Source organism: Streptacidiphilus monticola (assembly GCF_042658505.1).
GTDB lineage: Bacteria > Actinomycetota > Actinomycetes > Streptomycetales > Streptomycetaceae > Streptacidiphilus > Streptacidiphilus monticola.
In genome coordinates, this window is record NZ_JBHSQJ010000132.1 from 1 (window position 1) to 5,030 (window position 5,030).

Genomic DNA, 5,030 nt, shown 5'->3' on the forward strand with positions numbered 1-5,030 from the left:
GGGCGGGCCCGCTCCCGGGGCGGGGGAAGGTGCTCCGGGGCGCGGCTTCGGCCCGGAGGCGGAGAGCGCGGTGCCCGAGGCTGGGGGCTCTGCTACGGGCGGCGGCGGGGTCGGCCGGGACGCGGGTCCCGGGCTCGGGGCTGAGGGCTCGGCCCTGCCCGCGGATGCTCCGCCGCCCTGGCTGGAAGGCCCGGCGCCCCGAGACGGAGGCGCCCCCGCCCCGGGGGCCGAGGATGGTGCCCCCGGTCCCGCAGGCCACGGCGCAGCCCCCTCAACGGGCTCAACGGGCGGCGATCCGTCCGTGGGAAACCAACCTCCGGTCGAGTGGGGGATCGTCGGAGCGGTCCCACCACCGCCAGGTCCTGAACCGTCCCCAGGTTCCCCGGAGCCGCCACCGTCCGCACCGCTCCCCGGGGCCGTCGGGCCGCGTGGGCATGCCGGGCGCTTGCTGCCGAGGCCGTGTGACGCTCCCGCTGACGGTGGTTCGGCCGCCGCGCGGATGGGGGCGGGAAGGCACGCGGCCCACCCCGGTGGCGGGTCCGCCGGCGCGCCGGCGGAGTCGTGGATCCTGCAGCTGCTCGCCGCGCCCCGGACCGCATCGGAGGCCGAGGGGCAGCCGCGCGTCCTGGTCCTCGGGCCGGTGGAGGTCGTGGACGCGCCCGTCGCCGAGGCGGAGTGGGGCGCCTACGTCCGGGCAGCCGTGCAGGACGAGGCGACGGTGTCCAGCGACTGGCAGGAGTTCCAGGCCCTCTACGCCCGCGGCATCGCCGAGCGCGGCGCGGCCGGCGACACCGCGCTCGCCCGCGCGCTGGCGCTGGTCCGTGGCGCCCCGTTCGCGGAGGTGACCGGCCCGGACTACGCCTGGGCGGAACCGTTCCGGACGGCCATCGCCCAGCAGATCGTGGACGCCGCCCATGAGTTGACGCTGCGTCGGCTGCGGATGGGGGACCACCGGGGTGCCGAGGCCGCGGCAGCCCGGGGGCTGGTCGTCGCGCCGCAGGCGCAACTCCTGCTGCGGGACCTGCTCTGCGTGCACGCCGACGAGCGGGCCACCGCCGCCCTGCAGCGCACCGCGGCCCGTCTGGAACGCCTGGCGGCCCAGGACGGCGCCAGGCTGGAGGCGGAGAGCACCGCCCTCCTCAGCGAACTGCGCGGAGGTGAACCGGCCTGGTCCTGACGTCGGGAGACTCGACCTGCCACACGGGACGCGCGGCGGCCGGGTGTCGGCGGCGACGAGCCCCAACGCGTGCCGCCCGCCGGAGGCCGCGGTCGGCCATGCCGGCGCGGGGTGACGCAGGCCGTGGTGGCCGTCGTGGGGAACGACGGTCGCCCGACTCGTCCCCGCGTGGGCCTACCAGGCGTGCGAGCGGTAGTCCTTGAGGAAGACGCCGTACAGATCCTCGCCCAACTCGCCGCGCACGATGGGGTCGTAGACCCGGGCCGCGCCGTCGACCAGGTCCAGCGGGGCGTGGAAGCCGACGTCGGCGAGGCGCATCTTGTCCGGGTGCGGGCGCTCGTCGGTGATCCAGCCGGTGTCGACCGCTGTCATCAGGATGCCGTCGGTCTCCAGCATCTCCTGGGCGCTCGTGCGGGTGAGCATGTTGAGGGCGGCCTTGGCCATGTTGGTGTGCGGGTGGCCGGGGCCCTTGTAGCCGCGCCCGAACTGGCCCTCCATCGCGGAGACGTTGACGACGTACTTGCGCCGTGCCGGGGACGCGGCCATCGCCGGGCGCAGCTTGCTGACCAGGATGAAGGGGGCGGTCACATTGCAGAGCTGGACCTCCAGCAGCTCGATCGGGTCCACCTCGTGGACCTTCTGGCTCCAGCTGTTGGAGTCGTGCAGGTCCGGCACGAGGCCGCCCGCGTCGATGGCGACCTCGCCGGCACGGATCAGCGCCGGGGCGGCCGAACCGCTGGTCAGCGCGAGCGCCGTGAGCGCCTCCGCGCTCAACTCCCGCGCCGGGCCCGTGTTCTGGCTCGGCAGCATGGGCTGGCGGCTGAGGTCGAAGCGGCCCAGCACGACCGAGGCGGGCAGTTCGCCCTTGGGCAGCGGGGCGTCCTCGGCGTTGATCAGCTCCTGGTAGGCCTGGGGGGACCGGCGCACGGTCTGCGCGGCGTTGTTGATGAGGATGTCGAGCGGGCCGGCGGCCGCGACCTCCTCCGCCAGCCCCAGCACCTGGGAGGGGTCGCGCAGGTCCAGGCCGACGATCTTCAGCCGGTGCAGCCACTCGTGGCTGTCGGGCATGGCCGTGAAGCGGCGGACGGCGTCGTTGGGGAAGCGCGTGGTGATCGTGGTGTGCGCGCCGTCGCGCAGCAGTCGCAGCGCGATGTACATCCCGATCTTCGCCCGGCCGCCGGTCAGCAGCGCCCGACGCCCCGTCAGATCGGTGCGGGCGTCCCGCCGGGCCCGGTTGAAGGCGGCGCACTCCTGGCACAGCTGGTGGTAGAAGGCGTCGACCTCGACGTACCGCTCCTTGCAGATGTAGCAGCACCGCGGGCGCTCCAGGACGCCGGCGATGGCGCCGGAGGCGGAGCTGGTCAGCTGCAGGCCCTGCGTCTCGTCGTCGATCCGGTTGGCGGCGCCGGTCGCGGTGCGCTCGGTGACCTCGCGGTCGTTGGCGGTTTTGGCCGCGCGGCGCTCCTGGCGGCGGCGCTGCTTGACCTCGCGGTAGAGGTCGGAGGTGGCACGGCGCAGGGTGACCGCGTCGGGATGGTCGAGCGGGAGCTGCTTGAGCTCCTCGATCGTGGCGAGAACGAGCCGGAGGCGCTCGGGGTCGATGCCGGGGTGCTCGGCCTCGTCGGCGGCCTGGTCGGTCGGGCGGAGGTCGGGTCCTGCGGTCATGGCCTGCTCTGCGCTCGGTCTCTGTGCTCGGGAACGGTGGACGACGGTCCGGGGGTCGAGGTCGAACCCTATTTCGTCGGGGCGGCCGAGCCCAAACGCAGCCGCCGGACGACCTCGCCGAGGCCCTCGGCGAGCACGGCCCGCTGCTCGGGGGTGAGCACGTCGATCAGCGCCTCGCGCACGGTGGTGACGTGGCCGGGCGCGGCCTGGCGCAGCTTCTCCCGGCCGGCCTCGGTGAGTACGGCGAAGACGCCGCGGACGTCGCTGGGACAGGAGCGGCGGCCGACCAGCCCGGCCTGCTCCAATTGATTGACCTGGTAGGTCAGCCCGCTCTTGGAGCTCACCAGGCAGTCGGCCAGCTCGGTCATCCGCATCTCCCCGCCGGGGGCGGCCGCGAGGTGCACCAGGACCTCGTACTGCACGTGGGAGAGCTGGGCGTCCTCCTTGAGCTGCTGCTCCACGCGCCGGGACACCAGCCCCGCGGCGGCGATGAAACTGGTCCAGGCGGCCATCTCCTGGGAATCGAGCCAGCGCGCTTCGGTGTTCATGGTGTCAGTCTAAAGGGGTTGTTCGAATTGGAACATCGGTGTACTGTCGGCGTCTGTGGTTCGAATTTGAACTACGCGAACGACGAGCGGAGCCTGACATGACGCAGTCCGACAAGACGCCGATCCCTGCTGCTGCCGTGCGCACCAGCGTCCGTGTGCCGCTGCGCTTCGGCGACGGCTACTCCGTCGACGCCGAGCTGGTCACCTTCCATGGGCTGGTCGACGGGGCCGAGCACCTCGCCGTCCGCCTCGGTGACCCGGACCAGGCGGAGACCCCGCTGGTGCGGCTGCACTCGGAGTGCCTGACCGCCGACGTCTTCGGCTCCGCCCGCTGCGACTGCGGCCCCCAGCTGCGCGAGGCCGTGGAGCGCATCGCCGAGCGCGGCGGCTACCTGCTCTACCTGCGCCAGGAGGGCCGGGGCATCGGCCTCTACAACAAGCTCGACGCCTACGCGCTGCAGGACCAGGGCCTGGACACCTACGCTGCCAATGCGGCGCTCGGCCTGCCCGAGGACGGCCGCGACTACACGGCGGCGGCGCAGATGCTGGCGGCGCTCGGCGTCACCCGGCTGGACCTGCTCTCCAACAACCCGGACAAGGCCGCGCAGCTGCGCGAGCTGGGCGTGCCGATCCGGGACCGGGTGCCGACCGGCGTCCACGCCACCGCCCACAACCTGCGCTACCTGCGGGCCAAGGTCGAGCACACGCAGCACACCATCGCACTTGCCGAACTCGCCAGCTGACCCCACCAGCTGACGCCGGCTCGGATCCCGAGGAGTACCCATGAGCACCACCACGATGCCCGCCCTCTACCTCAGCCACGGCGCCCCGCCGCTGGCCGACGACCCGGTGTGGACCGCCGAACTGGCCGCCTGGTCCCGGGACCTGCCCCGGCCCACGGCGATCCTGATGGTCTCCGCCCACTGGGAGGAAGCCCCGCTGGCGCTGGGCGCGACCACGACGGTGCCGCTGGTCTACGACTTCTGGGGCTTCCCGCAGCACTACTACGAGGTCACCTACGCCGCCCCCGGTGCGCCGGAACTCGCGGACCGTGTGCGGAAGTTGCTCCGTGCGCCGGGCACCCCGGTGCAGGACATCCCGGACCGCGGCCTGGACCACGGCGCGTACGTGCCGCTGGTCGAGATGTATCCGGGGGCGGACATCCCGGTGCTGCAGGTCTCGATGCCGACGCTGGACCCGCGGCGGCTGATGGAGATCGGCAGGAAGCTGGCCCCGCTGCGGGACGAGGGCGTGCTGATCGTGGGCAGCGGCTTCTTCACGCACAACCTGCGGGCGCTGAGCCAGGACGGCCGGGTGAGCTCGGTGATGGCGGAGTTCGACGACTGGGGGAGGAGGGCGCTGGAGGCGCAGGACCTGGACGCCCTGCTGGACTTCGAGAACAAGGCCCCTGCGGGGCGGCTGGCGCATCCGCGGACGGAGCATTTCGCTCCGCTCTTCGTGACGCTGGGTGCGGCGGAGCGGGACCTCGGTGACCAGAAGTCCGTGATCGACGGGTTCTGGATGGGTCTCGCGAAGCGCTCCGTGCAATTCGGCTGAGCTGCAGCCCCGTCAGGCGGCGCAGCCGCCGGGGGCGCGGGGCTGCGGACAGGTGCGGCTCCGCCGGGTGGGCGCGACCAGCC

General features: G+C 73.4%; 5 protein-coding genes. 3 read left to right on the forward strand and 2 right to left on the reverse strand.

Annotated features, from left to right (window positions below):
• Positions 1 to 499: 499 nt before the first annotated feature.
• Positions 500 to 1,177 (forward strand): hypothetical protein, encoded by a 678-nt coding sequence (locus ACFP3V_RS26485; protein WP_380588457.1) that lies wholly within the window; start codon positions 500 to 502, stop codon positions 1,175 to 1,177.
• 174 nt (positions 1,178 to 1,351) lie between these two features.
• Here the strand turns inward: ACFP3V_RS26485 and ACFP3V_RS26490 are convergent, their stop codons facing one another.
• Together ACFP3V_RS26490 and ACFP3V_RS26495 are read right to left on the reverse strand one after the other, a co-directional pair.
• Positions 1,352 to 2,842 (reverse strand): SDR family NAD(P)-dependent oxidoreductase, encoded by a 1,491-nt coding sequence (locus tag ACFP3V_RS26490; RefSeq protein WP_380588460.1) that lies wholly within the window; start codon positions 2,840 to 2,842, stop codon positions 1,352 to 1,354.
• Positions 2,843 to 2,910: 68 nt separating this feature from the next.
• Positions 2,911 to 3,390, reverse strand: a complete 480-nt coding sequence (locus ACFP3V_RS26495) for a MarR family winged helix-turn-helix transcriptional regulator (RefSeq protein WP_380588463.1) — start codon at positions 3,388 to 3,390, stop codon at positions 2,911 to 2,913.
• A 98-nt stretch (positions 3,391 to 3,488) separates the two neighbouring features.
• On the opposite strand from ACFP3V_RS26495, the gene ACFP3V_RS26500 reads away from it, so the two are divergent.
• Positions 3,489 to 4,133, forward strand: coding sequence for a GTP cyclohydrolase II (locus ACFP3V_RS26500; protein WP_380588465.1), 645 nt, complete (start codon positions 3,489 to 3,491; stop codon positions 4,131 to 4,133).
• A 40-nt stretch (positions 4,134 to 4,173) separates the two neighbouring features.
• Positions 4,174 to 4,947 (forward strand): dioxygenase family protein, encoded by a 774-nt coding sequence (locus tag ACFP3V_RS26505; RefSeq protein ID WP_380588468.1) that lies wholly within the window; start codon positions 4,174 to 4,176, stop codon positions 4,945 to 4,947.
• The last annotated feature ends 83 nt before the right edge of the window (positions 4,948 to 5,030 follow it).

Excerpts from the sequence above, each read along its gene's own strand:
- ACFP3V_RS26485 (WP_380588457.1), top strand. The coding sequence starts at position 500 with ATGGGGGCGGGAAGGCACGCGGCCCACCCCGGTGGCGGGTCCGCCGGC.
- ACFP3V_RS26490 (WP_380588460.1), bottom strand. The coding sequence starts at position 2,842 with ATGACCGCAGGACCCGACCTCCGCCCGACCGACCAGGCCGCCGACGAG.
- ACFP3V_RS26495 (WP_380588463.1), bottom strand. The coding sequence starts at position 3,390 with ATGAACACCGAAGCGCGCTGGCTCGATTCCCAGGAGATGGCCGCCTGG.
- ACFP3V_RS26500 (WP_380588465.1), top strand. The coding sequence starts at position 3,489 with ATGACGCAGTCCGACAAGACGCCGATCCCTGCTGCTGCCGTGCGCACC.
- ACFP3V_RS26505 (WP_380588468.1), top strand. The coding sequence starts at position 4,174 with ATGAGCACCACCACGATGCCCGCCCTCTACCTCAGCCACGGCGCCCCG.